Origin of the sequence: Limnobaculum allomyrinae, from assembly GCF_016649425.1 — a bacterium.
Lineage (GTDB): Bacteria > Pseudomonadota > Gammaproteobacteria > Enterobacterales > Enterobacteriaceae > Limnobaculum > Limnobaculum allomyrinae.
Genome location: NZ_JADRCR010000001.1, coordinates 799,845 through 820,655 on the forward strand (window position 1 = coordinate 799,845; position 20,811 = coordinate 820,655).

At 44.7% G+C, this 20,811-nt stretch carries 21 protein-coding genes; 14 read left to right on the forward strand and 7 right to left on the reverse strand.

What is annotated here, in order from left to right; all coding sequences use genetic code 11:
* Positions 1-34 precede the first annotated feature (34 nt).
* The 14 genes from leuS (at position 35) to lipA (ending at position 14,190) form a co-directional block, all read left to right on the forward strand.
* On the forward strand, positions 35-2,617 hold the full coding sequence (leuS, locus tag I2494_RS03705; RefSeq protein ID WP_218465381.1) for a leucine--tRNA ligase: 2,583 nt from the start codon (positions 35-37) through the stop codon (positions 2,615-2,617).
* 14 nt (positions 2,618-2,631) lie between these two features.
* On the forward strand, positions 2,632-3,210 hold the full coding sequence (gene lptE, locus I2494_RS03710; protein WP_218465380.1) for an LPS assembly lipoprotein LptE: 579 nt from the start codon (positions 2,632-2,634) through the stop codon (positions 3,208-3,210).
* Entirely contained in the window at positions 3,207-4,238 is a 1,032-nt protein-coding gene (gene holA, locus I2494_RS03715) for a DNA polymerase III subunit delta (protein ID WP_218465379.1), read from the forward strand. The genes lptE and holA overlap by 4 nt, the downstream gene beginning before the upstream one ends.
* Entirely contained in the window at positions 4,231-4,893 is a 663-nt protein-coding gene (nadD, locus tag I2494_RS03720; RefSeq protein ID WP_218465378.1) for a nicotinate-nucleotide adenylyltransferase, read from the forward strand. The genes holA and nadD overlap by 8 nt, the downstream gene beginning before the upstream one ends.
* A gap of 158 nt (positions 4,894-5,051) precedes the next feature.
* Positions 5,052-5,369, forward strand: coding sequence for a ribosome silencing factor (rsfS, locus tag I2494_RS03725; RefSeq protein ID WP_218465377.1), 318 nt, complete (start codon positions 5,052-5,054; stop codon positions 5,367-5,369).
* 3 nt (positions 5,370-5,372) lie between these two features.
* Positions 5,373-5,843, forward strand: coding sequence for a 23S rRNA (pseudouridine(1915)-N(3))-methyltransferase RlmH (gene rlmH, locus I2494_RS03730; RefSeq protein WP_218465376.1), 471 nt, complete (start codon positions 5,373-5,375; stop codon positions 5,841-5,843).
* Positions 5,844-5,867: 24 nt separating this feature from the next.
* Positions 5,868-7,769 (forward strand): peptidoglycan DD-transpeptidase MrdA, encoded by a 1,902-nt coding sequence (gene mrdA, locus I2494_RS03735; RefSeq protein ID WP_218465375.1) that lies wholly within the window; start codon positions 5,868-5,870, stop codon positions 7,767-7,769.
* Between the two features lie 20 nt (positions 7,770-7,789).
* Positions 7,790-8,899, forward strand: coding sequence for a peptidoglycan glycosyltransferase MrdB (mrdB, locus tag I2494_RS03740; RefSeq protein ID WP_218465374.1), 1,110 nt, complete (start codon positions 7,790-7,792; stop codon positions 8,897-8,899).
* Positions 8,900-8,909: 10 nt separating this feature from the next.
* Positions 8,910-9,977, forward strand: a complete 1,068-nt coding sequence (gene rlpA, locus I2494_RS03745; RefSeq protein ID WP_218465373.1) for an endolytic peptidoglycan transglycosylase RlpA — start codon at positions 8,910-8,912, stop codon at positions 9,975-9,977.
* A gap of 150 nt (positions 9,978-10,127) precedes the next feature.
* A complete protein-coding gene (gene dacA / locus I2494_RS03750; protein WP_218465372.1) occupies positions 10,128-11,354 on the forward strand; it encodes a D-alanyl-D-alanine carboxypeptidase DacA in 1,227 nt (408 codons plus the stop codon).
* A 125-nt stretch (positions 11,355-11,479) separates the two neighbouring features.
* Positions 11,480-11,743 carry a DUF493 family protein YbeD gene (gene ybeD, locus I2494_RS03755; RefSeq protein ID WP_140918083.1) on the forward strand — a complete coding sequence of 88 codons (264 nt, stop codon included), beginning with the start codon at positions 11,480-11,482 and terminating at the stop codon, positions 11,741-11,743.
* Between the two features lie 252 nt (positions 11,744-11,995).
* Positions 11,996-12,418, forward strand: coding sequence for a VOC family protein (locus I2494_RS03760; RefSeq protein ID WP_228350823.1), 423 nt, complete (start codon positions 11,996-11,998; stop codon positions 12,416-12,418).
* Positions 12,419-12,560: 142 nt separating this feature from the next.
* A complete protein-coding gene (gene lipB, locus I2494_RS03765) occupies positions 12,561-13,232 on the forward strand; it encodes a lipoyl(octanoyl) transferase LipB (protein ID WP_218465371.1) in 672 nt (223 codons plus the stop codon).
* The gene (gene lipA / locus I2494_RS03770; protein ID WP_218465370.1) at positions 13,225-14,190 is read left to right on the forward strand and encodes a lipoyl synthase; all 966 of its coding nucleotides are present in this window, start codon (positions 13,225-13,227) and stop codon (positions 14,188-14,190) included. Before lipB ends, lipA begins: the two co-directional genes overlap by 8 nt.
* Before the next feature lie 106 nt (positions 14,191-14,296).
* Here lipA and tatA read toward each other — a convergent pair whose 3' ends face one another.
* The 7 genes from tatA to I2494_RS03805 form a co-directional block, all read right to left on the reverse strand.
* A complete protein-coding gene (tatA, locus tag I2494_RS03775) occupies positions 14,297-14,491 on the reverse strand; it encodes a Sec-independent protein translocase subunit TatA (protein WP_218465369.1) in 195 nt (64 codons plus the stop codon).
* A gap of 137 nt (positions 14,492-14,628) precedes the next feature.
* The gene (locus I2494_RS03780) at positions 14,629-15,042 is read right to left on the reverse strand and encodes a hypothetical protein (protein ID WP_218465368.1); all 414 of its coding nucleotides are present in this window, start codon (positions 15,040-15,042) and stop codon (positions 14,629-14,631) included.
* A 19-nt stretch (positions 15,043-15,061) separates the two neighbouring features.
* Positions 15,062-16,381 carry a phosphatase PAP2/dual specificity phosphatase family protein gene (locus tag I2494_RS03785; protein ID WP_218465367.1) on the reverse strand — a complete coding sequence of 440 codons (1,320 nt, stop codon included), beginning with the start codon at positions 16,379-16,381 and terminating at the stop codon, positions 15,062-15,064.
* Positions 16,382-16,761: 380 nt separating this feature from the next.
* Entirely contained in the window at positions 16,762-17,073 is a 312-nt protein-coding gene (locus I2494_RS03790; protein ID WP_218465366.1) for a hypothetical protein, read from the reverse strand.
* Positions 17,074-17,471: 398 nt separating this feature from the next.
* The gene (locus tag I2494_RS03795; RefSeq protein ID WP_218465365.1) at positions 17,472-19,232 is read right to left on the reverse strand and encodes a bifunctional alpha/beta hydrolase/class I SAM-dependent methyltransferase; all 1,761 of its coding nucleotides are present in this window, start codon (positions 19,230-19,232) and stop codon (positions 17,472-17,474) included.
* Positions 19,229-19,867, reverse strand: a complete 639-nt coding sequence (locus I2494_RS03800) for a lysophospholipid acyltransferase family protein (RefSeq protein ID WP_218465364.1) — start codon at positions 19,865-19,867, stop codon at positions 19,229-19,231. The genes I2494_RS03795 and I2494_RS03800 overlap by 4 nt, the downstream gene beginning before the upstream one ends.
* Before the next feature lie 18 nt (positions 19,868-19,885).
* Positions 19,886-20,803: a phosphatidate cytidylyltransferase gene (locus I2494_RS03805; protein ID WP_218465363.1), complete on the reverse strand. Its 918-nt coding sequence runs from the start codon at positions 20,801-20,803 to the stop codon at positions 19,886-19,888.
* Between the last annotated feature and the right edge of the window lie 8 nt (positions 20,804-20,811).

A 20,811-nucleotide genomic window follows, 5' to 3' on the forward strand; every position in this document is an offset into this window, starting at 1 on the left:
TTAGCAAATTAAAACAGAAGGACGATGCGTCGCCATGCAAGAGCAATACCGCCCGGAAGATATTGAATCTCACGTACAAAACCATTGGCAAGAAAATAAAACCTTTCAGGTCACCGAAGACCCAACGAAAGAAAAATATTATTGCCTCTCCATGTTGCCTTACCCTTCAGGGCGACTACATATGGGCCATGTGCGTAACTACACTATCGGCGACGTAATTTCTCGTTACCAGCGTATGCAGGGCAAAAACGTACTACAGCCAATCGGCTGGGATGCGTTTGGTCTTCCTGCTGAAGGTGCCGCAGTTAAAAACAACACCGCTCCGGCACCCTGGACCTACGAAAATATTGCCTACATGAAGAACCAGTTAAAGCTGTTAGGTTTTGGCTATGACTGGAGTCGTGAATTGGCCACCTGCGATCCTGATTACTATCGCTGGGAGCAATGGTTCTTCACTAAGCTGTATGAAAAAGGCCTGGTTTATAAAAAAACCTCTGCGGTGAACTGGTGTCCAAACGACCAGACCGTACTGGCTAACGAACAGGTTATTGATGGCTGTTGCTGGCGTTGTGATACGCCAATTGAACGTAAAGAGATCCCACAGTGGTTTATTAAAATCACGGCCTATGCCGATCAGCTGTTAGACGATCTGGATACTCTTGAAAGCTGGCCTGAGCAGGTTAAAACCATGCAACGCAACTGGATTGGCCGCTCCGAAGGGGTGGAAATCAAGTTTGCTGTCGATGGTTCTGATGACAGCCTGTCGGTCTATACCACGCGTCCTGACACCTTTATGGGTGTGACTTATGTGGCTATTGCTGCTGGTCACCCACTGGCTGCTCTCGCTGCACAAAGCAACCCAGCGCTGAACGCATTTATTGATGAGTGCCGGAATACCAAAGTGGCAGAAGCCGAAATGGCAACCATGGAGAAAAAAGGGGTTGCTACCGGTCTCTATGCTATTCATCCTTTGACCGGTGAAAAACTGGCTATCTGGATCGCCAACTTTGTACTGATGGATTACGGTACAGGCGCCGTTATGGCAGTTCCGGGTCATGATGAACGCGACTGGGAATTTGCTACCAAATATAACCTGCCGATTAAGCCGGTCATTTTAACCGCAGAAGGGACAGAACCAGACTTAAGCCAGCAGGCAAGCACGGAAAAAGGCGTACTGTTTAACTCTGGTGAGTTTGACGGTCTGGATTATGAGGCAGGATTTAATGCGATTGCCGATAAGCTGGTCTCCATGAACGTAGGGGAGCGTAAAATTAATTACCGCCTGCGCGACTGGGGTGTCTCCCGTCAACGCTATTGGGGTGCACCAATTCCAATGATGACGCTGGAAGATGGTACGGTTGTACCAACACCAGAAAATCAACTGCCGGTTATTCTGCCGGAAGATGTCACCATGAATGGTATCACCAGCCCAATTAAAGCCGATCCTGAATGGGCAAAAGCAACTTATAACGGGCAACCAGCGCTGCGTGAGACAGACACCTTTGACACCTTTATGGAGTCATCATGGTATTACGCGCGTTATACCTGCCCGCAATATGATAAAGGTATGCTGGACCCGGCAGCGGCCAACTATTGGCTACCGGTTGACCAATATGTTGGTGGTATTGAACACGCCATCATGCACCTGATGTATTTCCGTTTCTTCCACAAACTGTTGCGTGATGCCGGCATGGTTACTTCCGATGAGCCTGCTAAACGCCTGCTGTGTCAGGGAATGGTATTGGCGGATGCTTTCTATTATACCTCCGGCACCGGTGAACGAATCTGGATTGCGCCAAGTGAAGTCACCGTAGAACGTGATGATAAACAACGCATCGTTAAAGCCTTTGATAAAGAGGGTCGTGAACTGGTCTACAGTGGCATGGCTAAAATGTCGAAGTCTAAGAATAACGGCATCGACCCACAGGATATCGTGGAAAAATACGGTGCTGACACCGTTCGTTTGTTCATGATGTTTGCTTCACCAGCAGAGATGACGCTGGAATGGCAAGAATCAGGGGTTGAAGGTGCTAACCGCTTCCTGAAACGTTTGTGGCGTCTGGCTTATGATCACTTGTCAAAAGGTGCCGTTGCCGAGCTGAATGTTGCCGCCCTGAACGATGAACAAAAAGCCCTGCGTCGTGACCTGCATAAAACTATCGCTAAAGTGAATGATGACATTGGCCGTCGTCAGATTTTTAACACCGCGATTGCTGCCGTGATGGAGTTAATGAATAAGTTAACCCGCGCACCGCAAGAGAGCGAACAAGATCGTGCACTAATGCAGGAAGCCTTGCTGGCGGTTGTACGTCTGCTCTATCCATTTACCCCACATATCTGTTTCACCCTGTGGCAATCGTTAGGTGGTCAGGGGGATATCGATTCATCACCATGGCCAGTTGCAGACGAAGCCGCTATGGTTGAGGACGAGAAGTTGGTCGTAGTTCAGGTTAATGGTAAAGTCCGGAGCAAAATCACTGTAGCCGCTGATATTACCGAAGAGCAGGTTAAGGCTATAGCGATGGCCGATCCTCAAATTGCTAAATATCTGGATGGTGTCACTCTTCGTAAAGTGATTTATGTTCCAGGAAAACTTTTAAATCTGGTTGTAGGTTAAGCCAAGGAGTATATGTGCGACATCCTATTGTAACAATCATCATTGCTATGGCAGTGCTGGTCACTGCCGGATGCGGGTTTAACTTACGCGGTACTACCAATGTCCCTAGCGAGTTAAATACGCTGATTCTGGATACGTCTGACCCTTATGGCCCAATGACCAGGGCTGTACGTAGCCAGTTACGTCAAAGTGGTGTGACTATTGTTGATAGTTCAACGACTGATGAAAAAACCTTAAAGAGTACTCCATCTTTAAGATTGGGCGGTTTAGCTGCCAGTCAGGATACTGTTTCTATTTTCCAGAATGGTACTACTGCTGAGTATCAAATGGTTATGTACGCTAATGCCCAAGTAATGATTCCTGGGAAAGGTATTTACCCAATTGGTGCAAAAGTATTTCGTTCGTTCTTTGATAACCCATTAACTGCATTAGCAAAAGATGCAGAACAGGAAATGCTTTATCAGGAAATGAGAGAACAACTGGCGCAACAGCTGGTACGTAAACTGATCACTGTTCAAACCACCGAACAACCAGAAGATGAGTCAGACAATCAGCCGACTACACCCACTCGCGGTGCCGTAACGGTTCAATGATTCGACTCTATCCTGAGCAACTTAACGCGCAGCTCCATGAGGGGCTGCGCAGTTGCTATCAACTTTATGGCAATGAACCCTTGTTGCTGGAAGAGAGTCAGGATGCGATTCGTCGGACTGCTTTAGCACAAGACTTTCATGAGAATTTTAGCTACGACCTTAGTCCCCAAACTGATTGGGAATCTATCTTTACTGAATGTCAGTCTCTCAGTCTTTTCTCCAGCAAAAAAATATTTACCCTTCAGTTTCCTGAAAATGGTGCTAATGCGTCCATTGGCGAACAGCTAAAACAATTAGCGGCGCTGTTAAATCCGGATATTTTACTCATTCTACGCGGACCTAAGCTTACCAAAGCACAGGAAAATAGTGCCTGGTTTAAAACGCTGGGAGAACATAGCGTTTATGTCAGCTGTTTAACACCGGAGCAGGCTCATTTACCACGCTGGGTTGCTCAACGAGCCAAAACGTTTAAGTTAACAATCGATGAAGCAGCCATACAACTCTTGTGTTACTGCTATGAAGGTAATCTGCTGGCTCTATCTCAAGCACTTGAACGCCTTTCGCTGCTTTATCCCGATGGCAAGCTTACTTTACCACGCGTTGAGCAGGCAGTTAATGACGCGGCTCACTTCACGCCTTACCATTGGCTTGATGCCATTCTTGCGGGGAAAGCCAAAAGAGCATTTCATATTCTCCATCAGTTGCGTCTGGAAGAGACTGAGTCTCTGATTTTAATCCGCACGCTACAACGAGAACTGCTGCATCTTTTGAGTTTACAAAGAAAAATGCAACAAACCCCACTCAGGACACTATTCGATCAACAAAAGATATGGCAAAATCGGCGCCCTTTGTTAACGCAAGCTTTACAGCGACTAACTGCGGTTCAATTGAATCAGGCTGTCGCCCTACTCACCCAGCTTGAGTTAATCGTCAAACAGGATTTTGGCCAGTCAATTTGGGATGGTCTGGAAAGTCTTATGATGCTGCTATGTGGCAAACCTTTATCTGAGGCGCGTTTAGATGTCTGACAAGATAGAAAGCGGTGAGGCTATTCACGCCTTATTTGGTGGCACCTTTGATCCTATCCATTACGGGCATTTGAAACCCGTAGAGGCTTTAGCTCAGGAAGTGGGTCTTAATCGTATTACGCTCTTGCCTAACCATGTCCCGCCTCATCGACCACAGCCGGAAGCGAATACTCAACAACGGCTGGAAATGGTAAAATTGGCGGTGGCCGGTAATCCTCTATTTGCCGTCGATGAACGTGAATTACATCGTCTGGCCCCATCTTATACCATTGATACGCTGGAAGAAATTCGCCGTGAACAAGGGGAAGAAATTCCTTTAGCCTTTATTATTGGTCAGGATTCTTTATTGACACTGCACTACTGGCATCGCTGGCAAGCGCTATTAGATTATTGCCATCTTTTGGTTTGTGCCCGTCCAGGCTATACCGATAAGCTGGATACACCAGAACTGGAGCGCTGGCTGGAGCAGCACCGTACCACCAATATTGATGATTTAAAGCAACAGGCTAACGGTCTGATCTACCTTGCCCATACACCACTGTTGGATATTTCTGCCACTGATATTCGTCAGCGCAAGCATAATGGCGTTAGTCTCGATGACTTACTGCCACCATCCGTGCAACAGTATATCGAACAACAGGGCTTATACCGCTAAGGCTGGAATCATGCTATCATCCGCCATCGATTAAAAAACATAAAATTTCGTTAAGTTCATTTAATTATATTGCGGTGATGACCACTGATGTTGTCATGCCCGTAACATAGTAGAATGTTCCATATAATATGAAGAGATTTTTATCAGGAGGGGAACCTTTGCAAGGTAGTGAGCTCCAATCATTCGTTATTGATAAAATAGAAGATCTGAAAGGTCTGAACATTGTCAGAATTGATGTCAGTAAAACATCCAGCATTACTGACTGTATGATTATTTGTACTGGCACATCCAGTAAACACGTTCAGTCTATTGCCGACCATGTTGTTCAATCTGCTCGTCAGGCGGGTATGCTGCCTCTGGGGATTGAAGGGCAAAATGCCGGTGACTGGGTCGTGGTCGACTTAGATGATGTTATTGTTCATGTATTGCAGGAAGATAGTCGTCAACTATATGAACTTGAAAAGCTCTGGAGCTAATGGGTGAAACTGCAGCTTATCGCAGTAGGGACTAAAATGCCCGACTGGGTACAGACTGGATTTAATGACTATATCCGTCGTTTTCCCAAAGATATGCCCTTTGAATTAACAGAAATTCCCGCGGGAAAACGCGGTAAAAATGCTGATATTAAGCGTATTCTGGAAAAAGAAGGTGAACTCATGTTGGCCGCCGTGGGTAAAGGTAACCGAATTGTCACATTAGACATTCCCGGTAGGCCTTGGGAGACACCACAACTGGCACAGCAGTTGGAGTTATGGAAGCAGGATGGACGCGATGTGAGTTTACTGATTGGTGGGCCGGAAGGTTTAGCCCCCGCCTGTAAAAGCGCTGCCGAACAAAGCTGGTCTTTATCACCATTAGCCTTACCTCATCCATTAGTGAGGGTTTTAGTGGCTGAGAGCCTCTATCGTGCATGGAGCATCACAACAAATCATCCTTATCACCGTGAATAGCAAATTGAATGAAATAGTTTTTGGATGAAAAAAGAACCTAACGCCTTCCGTGACCACACGGCAGAATCTGCTTTATTTATACGCCGGGCACTGGTTGCTCTTGTTGGCGTCATTATCCTTATCGCTATTCTTATTGCTAACCTCTATAACATTCAAATTAAACGTTTTGAAGATTATCAGACTCGCTCTAACGACAACCGTATCAAACTGGTTCCTATTGCCCCTACTCGCGGATTAATCTATGACCGTAACGGCGTGGTTTTAGCAGAAAATCGAACCATTTATCAGCTTGAATTAGTTCCGGAAAAAATCAGTAACCTAAAAGGTGTAATGGAAGAGCTACGTTCCGTTGTTGATTTAGATGATGATGATATTGCTAATTTTGAAAAAGAGCGTAAAAACTCACGTCGTTTTACGCCTATTGCGTTAAAAACCAAACTGACTGAATTACAAATTTCTCGCTTTGCCGTTAATCAATATCGTTTTCCCGGCATAGAAATAAAAGGATATCAGCGCCGTTTCTATCCTTACGGCTCTGCCCTCACCCATGTTGTTGGTTACGTTTCAAAAATAAACACACAAGATTTAGAGCGTCTGGCCGCCAACGACCAACTGCAAGACTACTCTGCCACACATGATATTGGTAAGCAGGGTATTGAGAAATATTACGAAGAAGTACTGCATGGCAAACCAGGTTATGAAGAAGTTGAAGTCAACAGTCGTGGACGAGTGATTCGTCAACTAAATGAACAACCGCCTCAGGCAGGTAAAGATATCTATCTGACCATTGATTTAAATCTGCAAAAATATATTGAAGAGTTACTGGGTACTCGCCGTGCGGCAGTGGTTGTTAGCGATCCTCGAGACGGTGGAATACTGGCTATGGTATCCAGCCCCAGTTATGATCCTAATATGTTTGTTGATGGTATCGCCTACAGCGACTATCAAAAATTGTTGAACGATCCGGACAGGCCACTGATCAACCGAACCACTCAGGGGACCTATCCTCCTGCTTCAACCGTGAAACCCTATGTTGCCGTCGCCGCACTATCAGAAGGGGTTATCACCAAGAAAACGTCAATTTATGATCCCGGCTGGTGGCAACTACCTAACACCGATAAACGTTATCGCGACTGGAAACGCTCCGGTCATGGTCATTTGGATGTGACTCGCGCTCTGGAAGAGTCAGCTGATACCTATTTCTATCAGGTTGCCTATGACATGGGGATCGATCGTTTATCTGGTTGGATGAGAAAATTTGGCTATGGGGAATATAGCGGCATTGATATTGCTGAAGAGTACCCTGGTGTCATGCCAACCCGCGAGTGGAAAATGAAGCGCCACAAAAAACAGTGGTATCAGGGAGATACCATACCAGTTGGTATCGGCCAGGGCTACTGGACTGCCACACCAATGCAAATGTCTAAGTCGCTGGTGACATTGATTAATGATGGTCTGGTTAAGACGCCTCATTTACTCAGCGGCACAAAAATTAATGGCAAGTTAGTACCCTATCAACAGAAAGAGAATATTCACATTGGTGACATAAAGTCTGGTTTCTGGGAAATTGCCAAAGATGGCATGTATGGCGTGGTTTCTCGCCCTAACGGTACAGCACGCCGGGTATTTGCCGGTACGCCTTATAAAGCCGCAGGTAAATCAGGAACCGCTCAGGTGTTCGGCCTGAAGAAGAATGAAGTCTATAATGCCAAAAAGATTTCAGAGCATCTGCGTGACCACGCACTGTTTGTTGGCTTTGCCCCTTATGACAGCCCAAGAGTCGCTGTTTCAATGATTCTTGAAAACGGTGGCGGTGGCGGTGGTAATGCAGGTCCAATTGTACGCCGTATTCTTGACCACATATTGCTGAACGATCAGAACACAGCAATGCCTGAACTTAATGCATCACACAGTGATGGTGACTGACAGTGGCTGATAAATAACCAATGAGCGATAACAAAAAACCAACCATATGGACCAAAATCCATATTGACCCCATTATGACCTTCTTTCTGCTGGTTCTGCTTGCCTATAGTTTTTTTGTACTATGGAGCGCCAGTGGCCAGGATCCGGATATGATGGAACGAAAAATCAGCCAGACTATTCTTGGATTTGGTGTGATGTTGGTAATGGCTCAAATTCCACCCCGAGTGTATGAAAACTGGGCTCCTTATCTGTATATTTTCTGTGTCATCTTACTGATTCTGGTGGACGTTTTTGGTCAGATCAGCAAAGGGGCACAGCGCTGGTTAGACTTAGGTGTAGTACGATTTCAACCTTCAGAAATCGCTAAAATAGCGGTTCCATTGATGGTTGCCCGCTATATCAACCGTGACTCCTGTCCCCCCTCATTAAAAAACACCGGTATTGCTCTGGTGATCATATTCTTCCCTACTTTACTGGTTGCAGCCCAACCTGACTTAGGGACAGCAATATTGGTTGCTGCATCCGGGTTATTTATTCTGTTCCTTGCTGGTATGAGCTGGCAATTGATATTTGTTGCAGCCCTTGGTGTAGCCGCTTTTATTCCAGTCCTTTGGTTCTTCCTGATGCATGATTATCAGCGAGGGCGAGTCATGATGTTACTCGATCCGGAAAGCGACCCTCTGGGAGCCGGATATCATATTATTCAGTCAAAAATTGCCATTGGTTCCGGTGGGTTGTGGGGCAAAGGTTGGCTGCATGGAACACAATCACAATTAGAGTTTTTACCAGAACGACACACCGACTTTATTTTTGCCGTTCTGGCCGAAGAACTGGGGCTGATTGGTGTATTGGTGCTACTGGCTCTCTATTTATGCGTCATTATTCGTGGATTTATGCTCGCGGCCCATGCCCAAACCAGTTTTGGTCGTGTACTGATTGGCGGAATAGTGATGATTCTCTGTGTGTATGTTTTTGTCAATATCGGTATGGTTAGTGGAATTTTGCCAGTAGTTGGCGTACCGTTACCGTTCATCAGTTATGGCGGTTCGGCATTAATTGTGCTGATGGCCGGGATGGGTATTGTTATGTCGATACATACCCACAGAAAACTACTTTCGAAAAACGTTTAAGGACGAGTTGATGCGTAAACAGTGGCTATGGATTTGTGCAATGGGTTTCATGCTGGCGGCCTGTGAGTCAACGCCTCCTCCACCTAAAACACCGACATTGCCTCCTTTGCCTCATTCCGGGCCCGCTGCTGAAATTAGCGGCGTTGAGCCACGTTATGAACCTTATAATATCGGCACTATGAAAGATTATAAGGTAAGAGGAAAAAGCTACCGCATAATTACTCAGCCAGAAAACTTCAGTGAAGAGGGGTTGGCAAGCTGGTATGGTCAGGAGTTGCATGGAAACAAAACCGCAACTGGCGAAATCTTTGATGCCTACGAGTTAAGCGCCGCTCACCCTACTCTCCCCCTTCCCAGCTATGTCCGAGTGACTAATTTAAGCAATGGTCGCCAGTTAGTCGTACGAGTAAATGATCGTGGTCCGTTTACCAAAGGCAGGGTCATCGATCTGTCTAAAGCTGCTGCCGATCGCCTGAATATTACCGGCCAAACTAAAGTAAGGTTGGATGCGATTGTTGTATCACCAAACGGTCAACTATCGGGCCCGGGAACTATCGGTTCAACCGTTGCGAAGCGCTCCTATGAGCTACAGAGTCGCCCATTAATTGGCAATCAGGTAATTTCAACTCCCCAACAAAGCCTGAGTGCTCAACAGGAAGTATCGGTAAATATTCCCGCTCAACCTGACAACCGGGTTGCGATACCAACCCCTGCTGATAATAATCATAGCCTGTTGCTTAGTGCTCCAACACAAGCAGAAAGGGTAAATGTTCCCGTAACACCAACTTCAACTATCAGCGTACCGGCTTCTCCTGACAGAGATAACGCTCAATCAGTCACTGCAACCTCGACCGGTTTTCTGGTTCAGGTTAGTGCAGTTAATAACCGTCAACACGCTGTGGAAGTACAAAAAAGATTAAGCAGCCAACTGAATGTGCCGGGAATGGTGTCTGAGGGCGGTGCTTATTATCGCATCCAGTTAGGCCCTTTCAGTACCAGAGAGCAAGCTCAAGAATTGCAACAACGTTTAGCAAGCCAGGGACAGCCTAATAGTATTATTTTGGTGGCATCGCGCTGATAAGCGTGTCGCCATCTCATCGTCTCACAGACATGGAAAAATTCAACGGCACCGGATACCCATAAAACAACACGCGTTGGGTGCCCCTTGGTTGGCCACCTGTTATACTGTGGCCGTTATTAACTTTCTACGGATATTGTTGTCCCGCTTATGAAACAGACGCTATCTACAAAACCATTTCGCCATACTCTGCTCAAAAGTCTGACTTTGGGCGCATTCATCGCTCTGGGAACGACTTCCGTCGTTAAAGCTGATGATGTAAATCTTACTACTATCATTCCAGCCGTTCCGCAAATTGATGCTGAAGCCTATATCCTGATGGACTATAACTCAGGCAAAGTATTGGCAGAAATGAATGCCGATACTCGCAGAGATCCTGCCAGCCTGACTAAAATGATGACCAGTTATGTTATTGGTCAGAGCATTAAAGCAGGAAAAATCAGCCTGGATGATAATGTTACTATCAGCAAAGAAGCCTGGGCTACCGGAAATCCGGTATTTAAAGGTTCTTCCCTGATGTTTTTACAACCTGGTACTCAGGTTAAAGTTTCCGATCTTAATCGCGGCATTATTATTCAATCAGGAAATGATGCTTGTGTGGCTATGGCCGAGCACGTTGCCGGTAGTCAGGATGCTTTCGTTAATATCATGAATAACTATGTGAAGGCGCTGGGGTTACAAAATACCCACTTTGGCACCGTACATGGTTTAGATGCTGCCGGTCAGTTTAGTTCAGCTCGCGATATGGCCATTATTGGTCAGGCACTGATTCGTGACGTACCGGAAGAGTACGCAGTGTATAAAGAGAAAGAGTATTACTTCAATAATATCAAACAGCCAAACCGTAATGGGTTGCTGTGGGATACCAGCCTGAATGTCGACGGTATTAAAACCGGCCATACCTCAGCTGCCGGTTATAATCTGGTTGCTTCAGCAACTGAAGGTAATATGCGTTTAATCTCTGTTGTTATGGGTGGACGTACCTTTAAGGGTCGTGAAGCTGAAAGTAAAAAACTGCTGACCTGGGGCTTCCGTTTCTTTGAAACCGTTACGCCACTTCAGGTAGGTAAAGAATTTGCATCAGAACCTGTCTGGTTTGGTGATACTGACCGTGTTCAATTAGGCGTCGATAAAAATGCCTCGTTAACCATTCCTCGTGGACGTCTTAACGATCTGAAGGCCAGCTATACTCTGACCAACAGCGAGATTAATGCCCCTCTGGCAAAAGGACAGGCTGTTGGTACCATTAATTTCCAACTGGATGGCAAAACAATCGAGCAGCGTCCATTAGTTGTATTAAACGAAGTACAGGAAGGTGGCTTCTTTGGTCGTATGGTTGACCATATCAAATTGCTATTCCATCGCTGGTTTGGCTAGTCCCTTGAAAAATAAATTTCAGGCCCCATCTAATCAATAAGCCTGATGAAATATAGCTCCCGTCACACAGCGGGAGCTATAATTTTTATAGGTCATACACTTTTTTAATTTTTGTTGGAGCAACCATGAAAACGAAACTGAATGAACTGCTCGAGTTCCCATGTTCTTTTACTTATAAAGTGATGGGCCTGGCACAACCTGAGCTGGTCGACCAGGTAGTGGAAGTGGTACAACGCCATGCGCCTGGCGACTATAACCCTCAGGTTAAACCCAGTAGCAAAGGAAACTACCACTCCGTCTCTATCACTATTAATGCTACTCATATTGAGCAAGTAGAAACACTGTATGAAGAGCTGGGTGATATCGAAATTGTGCGTATGGTGTTGTAATTAGCCAACGAAAATACGTGATGAATAAAACGGACAGAACTCTTCTGTCCGTTTTTTATTAAATCAAACATCCCATTATGTAACCCTCCGTGACAAGTCCCCCTTTCCTCCAGCGTAATTCATTTATTTCTCTGCTAAATATCTTGTCATCGCTATTTCAACTACTGGTGGCAGAACTCAGTGGTCAACACTATTCTTGAAATAAGGAAAACCATCGACCGTTTTAATTCAGACTATTGATAGAGAGGATATATGATGGAAGTCCAGCCTTATCTGTTTTTTGCCGGTAACTGTGAAGAAGCATTACAGTTTTACCAGCGAAGTATTGGTGCCAGAATCACCATGATCATGCGCTACAGTGAGTCCCCTGACGCACTGCTTACCCCAGTTCCCGATGAATGGAAAGATAAGATTATGCATGCCAACGTCAGCGTGGGGCATTCACAATTTATGGCTTCGGATGGTCAGTGCGACCGCATCCACCCTGAATTCAACGGATTTAGCCTCTCCCTGAAAGCAGACAGTAAAGTCGACGCAGAACGCTTATTTAAATCACTCTCTTCCGGGGGAAAAGTCAATTTACCTTTTCAGCGCACATTCTGGTCCAGTGGATTTGGTATGCTCACCGATAAATATGGCGTAGGCTGGATGATTATGAGTGAAATCGGCACCTGACAGGTGCCGTTTCAACATCAAAACTATTTAGTCGTTCGATAGCACGACGCTCTCCTATTGCTTTAAAAGACTGAATCTTTCGATTTCGTCTGGTGGTCTCCCCAAACGGTGGGTATAATGTTTTTACCATTTTTGCAACGTTATGATGACCTCCTTGCAACAAGACACCATTATCTTACGTCAACTTGGGGTACAACCTTATCTGCCCGTATCTCAGGCGATGCATACCTTCACCGATCGCAGAATCAGTACCACATCCGATGAGCTGTGGCTGGTTCAACATCCCCGGGTATTTACTCAGGGTCAGGCGGGTAAAGCCGAGCATGTTCTGGCTGCCGGTGATATTCCGGTAATTCAGAGCGATCGTGGGGGACAGGTCACCTACCATGGGCCAGGTCAGCAAGTGTTGTATATCATGATTGATCTGAAACGAAAAAAGATGGGTGTCAGGGAGTTGGTTACCGCCCTTGAACAGACGGTCATCCAAACTCTCGCCCGTTTTGATATTCAGGCAAAAGCCCGCCCGGATGCTCCCGGTGTTTATGTCAATCATGATAAGATCTGTTCCCTGGGATTGCGTATCCGTCGTGGCTGCTCGCTACATGGTTTAGCCTTGAATATCGATATGGATCTTGAGCCATTCACCCGTATTAATCCCTGTGGCTACGCGGGTATGCAGATGACTCAGATGAAACAGCTAACTGAATCAGTCCGCTTTGAACATGTTCATCCTGTCCTGATACAGGAATTTACACAATTACTCGGTTATCAACATCCCGAGCCAAGCTATTGGAATATTAACGACTATGAGTAAACCAATTCAGATGGAACGCGGCATCAAATATCGTGATGCTGACAAAATGGCACTAATTCCGGTAAAGTCAGTGGAGACTGAGCGTCAGGAGATGCTACGCAAACCTGAATGGATGAAAATTAAGTTACCCGCAGATTCCAGCCGTATTCAGGGAATCAAAGCAGCAATGCGCAAGAATGGATTGCATTCTGTCTGTGAAGAAGCCTCCTGCCCTAACCTGGCTGAATGTTTTAATCACGGTACAGCAACCTTTATGATTCTTGGCGCAATTTGTACCCGTCGTTGCCCTTTCTGCGATGTAGCGCATGGTCGTCCAATGGCACCGGATGCTAATGAACCACAAAAGCTGGCGCAAACCATACAGGATATGGGGTTACGTTACGTGGTTATTACTTCAGTTGACCGTGATGACCTGCGAGATGGTGGAGCGCAGCACTTTGCTGACTGTATCAGCGCAATTCGTGATAAGAATCCAACCATTAAGATTGAAACGCTGGTTCCTGATTTTCGCGGTCGAATGGATCGTGCTTTAGATATACTCACGGCAACGCCACCCGATGTGTTTAACCATAACCTGGAAAATATTCCTCGCCTTTACCGGCAGGTTCGTCCGGGAGCTGACTATAGCTGGTCTCTAAAACTACTGGAGCGTTTTAAACAGGCTCATCCTGATATTCCTACTAAATCAGGTTTGATGGTTGGACTGGGAGAAACTAATCAGGAAATTATCGAAGTCATGCGTGATTTACGCGCTCATGGTGTCACCATGTTAACCCTGGGGCAATATCTACAACCAAGCCGTCATCATCTTGCAGTTCAACGTTACGTAAGCCCTGCTGAGTTTGATGAAATGAAAGCTGAAGCTACGGCTATGGGTTTTACTCATGCTGCCTGTGGGCCTTTCGTTCGTTCTTCATACCATGCTGATATGCAAGCAAAAGGTGAAGAAGTAAAATAACCCAGTCCGATTACGCTGAATTGATAGATTAACCTTATAAAAAAAGCGTGCTACTTATTGCACGCTTTTTCATTTAATAAACCTGGAAAGCAGGTCAATCAGATAATTACTTTTTATTTTCTACCTGCGGAGCAGCTTCATTGGTTGCATCTGCCGATGGTGTGTCATTATCCATCGCTTTCTTAAAGCCTTTGATTGCTGCACCCAAATCACTGCCTAAAGTACGTAACTTGTTAGTACCAAATAACAGCACGATCAGCGCACCGATGATCAACAATTTAGTAATGCTTATACCAGCCATATAAACCTTCTTACTTTATCTGCTGTCGATTTCTTCGACATAATTAACCCTACTTTCTTTGTACGATAAATATCAGGCAAGCACAATTTTGAAATGTAACAGATTAAAACAATCCGTACTTATTCTGTTGCTAATATCTACTCAAAACCCGAAAACAGAACCGTCAGGATAACTATACCCCACTGAACCAATACTAAAAAACCAGCCCGGTGCAGCAATTGACGAGCACCTGCCCAGCGGGAATCCAGACTGCGGTAATTGTCCCCTTTCTTTCCCCAACACTTATTGATCGCCGTATCAAAAATCTCAGTTTTTTCGGGAAAATGATAAAGAATCCTGAACAGATGAACGTCCATCCACAAACGCCAGCAATAGTAATGGCAAGTAAGTCCCAGCACTAAAGAAATCGCCAGCATTACCACTGAGTAGTCAGCGAAAAACAACATAAGCAATGTAAATAACATAGCAAAAGCAGAAAGTGCCGCAAAATAACGCCAGCTATTCAACGTAGCGACCAATACTCTTCCTGCTATCGGATGCTCAGTTATCATTCTGTTATCTTCCCAATGATTAAATTAAGTAACGTTGAGCCCAGCGATTCAAAGTATTCAGATGAGATTCTCTGAAAATAATCTTTGGACGAGCCCGACGAATCATCGCTTCAGCTTCAGCGATGGTGTTCACTCGCTGCTGTTGTAATAGCCATGCCGCGACCACAATCGCACTACGCGATAATCCCAATGCACAATGAACTAACACTTGCCCATGGGAACATAGCTCATTAAGCGCCTGTACGGAATGCTGTAGTTCTTCTTCACTCGGTGCCAGTAAATCAAGCTGTGGGCAGGCAATATAGGCCACGGCAGGAATACGGGTACTCCTTTGCCATTCAGATGTCATATCCAGTACAGCACTTACCGATACAGTATGGCGCGGGTAACTACCTAACAGAATACCCTCAGTAATCTGATTATTTCGATCGTATTTAGCACTAAAATAACGGAATGAGCACCATGCTCCAATTTGATAAGGCGCTAACAGTAGACGCGCTGAAGGTGACATACTACCCGCTGAATTCTTTTGAAAAATCGCACTCCCCAACCCGCTATAGCCTAACGCTACCATCAGCAATGCAATCGCTGGCCATATCAGTACCCAAAAAACACTTCCCAACCAGTAAGCCAGCACAGCTAAAACCAAGGCTGCTGAATAATAGTAAAGCGCTAACCGGCGGGCAAAAGGATCCTGACTTGGTTGCCAGCGCCAACGAGAAGCGACCGGCAAGGCATAACTAATAATAACGCCGACAAATAATCCGGTAATCACATCAATGAAATGATGTTGCCAGGTGGTCAAAACCGAGATACCAATTAAAGCAAACCAACTGTGTAATAACCAACGCCACTTTGCAGAGATATGGGGATAAAAACGCAGCCAGAGCAGCCAAAGTAAAATAATATGCAGCGACGGTGCCTGATTATAGGGAAGATCAAACATCTCCAATTGCTGAAACAACCAACCAAACATGCCATCACTTATTGGCCTGATAAAACTAAATCTTAGTGGGTAAAGCAAAAAGCCGACACAAGCTGCAACAGAGGCAATAGCCAGACGCAAGCCATGCACCATCAGCTCACGGCGGGAAGTGCAAATAAATAGTGAAATGCCATACAACAGATCGATGCTCCAGTAAGGAACAATGGTCCAGGGCAGAAAAGGAATTGATGACTCCCAGCTAAATGCCAGTACTTCGACATCATCTCGTGTTGCAGTAAATTGATTTACCTGTCCATAGGTTAAAAAGAAGAAAGGAGCCAAAAACAGCAGCCAGACACCGGCTCGTAGCCAAAGCTGCCGGCGAGAATCTGAATTTAATGTTAGTTCATTCATTCGACGCACTCAGTCCATGATACGCCGTCAGCCGGCACTATCGTTTGCATTTTTAACGCTTTTATCGCGTTGTTCTGGCTTTATCATAACCAATCATGCTGATTTAGAAAGTGCTTTCGATAATGTTTATGAGTTTCCTTTGTCAGAAAATATTTCACACACTATCATTCAAATAGTGCTGTATTTTAGCTTTAATTTTATAAATTAAATAATATATATATTATTTATAGCAACATCATCTTACTTAAAACTAAATCAACTAATAATAAAGAATCTATTTTATTAATTTAGAATAGGAGAATCAGGAACAATAGCACTATTATCTTGCCCCCACCGGGAAATAAAATATTATTTCCCTGGTGAGAGTCTTAGTTATTTCATCATCCTATTTTTAATGGATTGATAGCTTTAATAATAGCCGCAACACCGTTAAAAACTGAATCAATTACTGGTGCACCAACTTGAGCTATACTATTCACACCAAATTCACCAATTCCTTTGATTAAATTCAGCCCGCCATCTGCTAATGCTCCAATTGCACTTCCGATGGCTGCACCATACTCACCTTTGTTTCCAGGAGTATTACCGATATCAATAGCATCGCCAATCCCCTGACCAAAATCACGAAAAGCATCAGTAAAGATTCCAGCGCCAGATACAACTTTAATTTCTGCTACCGTTAATTCTCTCATGGTAAATCTCCTTTCATATACAAAATCGCTGTATGCGATCTATCTTAGTTACTAACTATTTATTTAATATTAATGATTATTCAATAAAGATAATCACCCGTCATTATTTGATGAAAATATAATCAACAAACAATTCTTTTAATTAAGTTAGCAAACTTCGTTTTGTATATTTATTTTCTACCACAAGAAACAGATTAAGATAAACAATTTTTTCACAAAATAATGTTTTTTTGTTAAGTTATGCACAAAATATAATTAACAATTAAGCAAATTAAATAAATACTTAATCACCAAAAGAAAAATTCAAATTAACTAAAGAAAAAGACTTATCAAAAATAAGTTAAAAGCAATAAAAAAGGCCCTTAAATAAGGGCCTCCGAAAACAGATTATTTAAATGCTATTTAACCCGTACTGCAATAGAAACGCTGAAAATTCCCCAGTCATCAATCAACTGAATCTTTTTCTCAAATCCTGCATATTCTACCATGCTGTCCATCTCTCCCTGTGTACGACAACGCATCACCCAAGGTTTTCCACTCTGATGGCTGGTCAGGGAACGAGCTATCATTTCAAGCTGTGGATGCCATGGTTGGCCGGTATAGACCAATAGCCCACCTTCAGGAATCGTATCTGCCAGCCCCATTAACGAAGCCTGAACATCTTTGTTTTCAGGAAATAGCTCATATAACCCGGAAACAATTCCCAATGTTGGATTTGGTGTCAGTTCAGCCAGGCTTTGACGATCGAAAGCATTACCGACGACAAACTCAGCCTTATCTGACAGGTGGCGTTCAGCAATCATCTTCTTGCCCTGTTCTACATTCAGCTCGCTGTAATCTCGTAAAAGAATAGACTCAATATCCTGCGCATCTCCTATAGCATCTAATACATAGCGACCATGGCCTGCAGCAATATCGACGATACGTACCGGCATATTACGCTGTTTAAGATCGTCAATAGCCTGGCGAATTAATGTTTCAATATTAACCTTACGCTGACGGATCCCTCGCCAGCCGATGCTATTCAGGTACTGCTTGTCAATAAAACGCCCAAAGCTATTACTGCCTTCCGGATGATTACGATAAACATAATCCAGCGTACTTCCTGAATCAAAACCGGTCTCGAAACCAAGACGTACCCCTTTTGATGCTTTCCCTAAAGAAGCCATTGCCGAAGTCAGTCCGCGATAATAATAACGTTTTATCGAATAATGCGGCAGTGGAGCCATTAGCTCACGATATTTGTCCGCATTGGCACTCCAGCGATCCTCTTCGCTATAATCATGACGTTGTGGAGCCATGCTAAATAGCTTATCGATAAATGCCCGAATCTTCTCAAATGCCAGATGACGATCTTTCTCACCCAACGTATCGTGATAAAAACCGCTCAGGATATGCTTCTCTTTAACTGGAGTATTCAGCCGCTGATAGAACTGATGCTGAGGTTTATGATGTACTACATAGTCATCCCCGGAGATCAGTAGCTGGGTAGGAATAGTAATTGCTGACGCATCCGCCACAATGCGTTCAGAAGTGCTGTACAGTTCCAATAGTATATTGACCGCGATAGCCCGGGTGATCAGAGGATCCTGATTAAAAGAATCAACCCGCTCTTGATCATGAGTCAGGTATTTTCCTTTAACATACGAGTTCACATAGAACAAACCGCGGAAGCTCTTCATCAACCCTAAACCTGCGCGGGCAAATGGAACATACAGTTTGACCTTAAATGCCGGGGAAGCGAGGATTAGTCCACGAATTTTTGGTGCGTAATCATGGGCCCAAGTGGCTGCCAATACTGCACCAACGCTTTGAGCAATCACTATAACGTTTTCCATCGGCACGCCACTGTCAACAGAAACATAGCGAACAAACTCATCTACATCCCGTACCGATGTTCCTATGCTTGGGCTATACCCCCGCTCTCCGGCTGTTTTACCGTGGCCTCGGGCATCCCATGCATACATTGGAACATTTGGCATATTCAGTTCATCTACAATATGCTGCAAACGACCGGAGTGTTCATGTCCACGATGGAAAAGTACAATCACTTTATCGGCAGTTCCTTCGTGCTGAGGCCAGCAACGATAGAATAATTCCGTTCCATCAGACGTTTTAAACCAATTCTCCGTTGCGGTACGAGGCTGCGCTAAACTCATGATTCTCTCCCTTGTGCATTATTTTGCAGCGATTCAAATCGCTGTTTTAAATCAGATATAAAGACCGACTTATCTGAGCGACAATAAACAGGCTCATCAACATAAACGTCAATAAAGAAAGGTACCGGTATCCATTGCCCTTTCCCCATTGCACGCCCCAGTCCATGCATAAATACTGGCGTTACCGGTACCTCTGGAAATTGCTGACACAAATACCACAGACCAGACTTAAATTCGGATAATTGTTCAGGTTCTCCACGAGTACCTTCAGGGAACAAAATTAATATTTTACCTTCCTGTAGCGCCTTAACGCACCCGGCCAGAGGATCGCTCTGTTTTGGATCGCCACCACGTACAACAGGAATAATGCCAACCACCCGGGTAGCAAACCAGGCTACCCAGCGGTTTTTCAGAAAATAATCAGCCGCTGCCGCGGGATGAACCAAATGTACTTTTGATAGTGGAAACAGCGTTAATAGCGTCAATAAATCCAGATGACTATTATGGTTAGCAATGATAATTCCCGGCCCTTTTATCGGCAGGCGTTTACGGTTAGCCACGGAAACACCCAGCCATGCCAACACTACCGGATAGGCAACTAACACCACAAACAGTAAACGCAATAGTCGGTTCACTCAGACCCCCATCGCGAATTAGTAGTGTAAATAATATAAAACGTGGAAAAACAACGGCGCGGTATAAATCAGTGAATCCAGACGATCTAAAATACCACCGTGCCCCGGCAATAATTTACCCGAATCTTTTACACCAATATCACGCTTAACAGCAGACATCACCACGTCGCCAATAAAGCCAGTGACACCAATCAATAGCCCAACCAGAACTGATTCCCAACCATTCAACGGCGTTAATATTCCACCCAGTAACCAGGCCAGGAACATAGTGGTGACTACCCCGCCAACTAAACCTTCCAGTGTTTTGTTCGGACTAACTTTTGGAATCACTTTGATGCGGCCAAATGATTTGCCCCATAAGTATTGAGCAATATCGTTACACTCTGTTAAAACAACCAGGAAAATCACTAACAAAGGCCCGGTTTCTGGTTTGCCAGGTAATACCGTCAGATAAGCTACATGACTAATAGCAAATACCGTCGTCATTACCCCCCAATGCAGCATTGAAGCGGAGTGAAGGAAATCCTTATTATTCCCGATTAGTACCATACGCATTGGCAAGAACAGGAAAACATAAACCGGAATAAACACCAGGAACATGCTGTACCATTCAATGCCAATCCAGTAATACTGAATCGGTATCGCGATATAGGCCCATAACAAAGGCATATGGTCGGTACGCCGGGTTGGTATAAGTGTCAGATACTCTTTTAACGCCAGGAAACTGATAATGGCAAAAATCGTTAGCGAAATAGCCCGGGGAGTAGAAATCGCCAGCGCAAAAACGATAACAATCCACCACCAGGTGTTAATTCTCTGACGCAGCTCTGTCCAGTCTCGTTCTGGTGAACGCAGAGACATGACTCGAATGGTAATGCTGGCGACAATCAACAGAGCAAACATGATGATTAACGCACGAACTAATATTGGACTCATATTATGGC